The 453-nt window shown below is 70.6% G+C and carries 1 protein-coding gene; it reads left to right on the forward strand.

The genetic code is table 11. From position 1 onward, the window contains the following. A partial coding sequence (locus tag AACY52_RS31160) for a TIGR02217 family protein (RefSeq protein ID WP_339561516.1) occupies nt 1–453 on the forward strand: 453 nt, incomplete at both ends.

The following is a 453-nucleotide window of genomic DNA, read 5'->3' on the forward strand; positions in this document are numbered from 1 at the left end:
TTCATTTCCAAGAGGCGGAGGATGCGGTGCAGGCTTTCGACGATGTGCTGTTCCCGCTCGCTTTGGGGTGCGAGGCTGAGGTCAGCCCGGAATTCTCGACCGCGATCGTCACCAGCGCGGGCGGGCATGAGGCGCGCAATGCAAGCTGGGCGGAGGCGCGGACGCGCTACGATGTCGGGCCGGGGGTGCGATCCGAAGCCGATATCGCGACCTTGCTCGGCTTCTTTCGCGCGCGGATGGGGCCGGCGCGCGGGTTCCGGTTGCGCGACCCGTTCGATGCCAGTTCGGGGACGGCGACGCCGGGCGCGCGCGACCAGGTGCTGGGGACGGGCGATGGCGTCACGGTGCGCTTCGCGTTGGTCAAGCGCTATGGCGACGCGGTGCGGCGGATCACGCGGCCCGTTGGAGGGAGCGTGCGCGTCGGGGTCGGCGGGGTCGAGACGGCGGCCTTCT

This window comes from Pseudomonas sp. EA_65y_Pfl1_P113 (assembly GCF_963970525.1).
GTDB classification, from domain to species: domain Bacteria; phylum Pseudomonadota; class Gammaproteobacteria; order Pseudomonadales; family Pseudomonadaceae; genus Aquipseudomonas; species Aquipseudomonas tritici.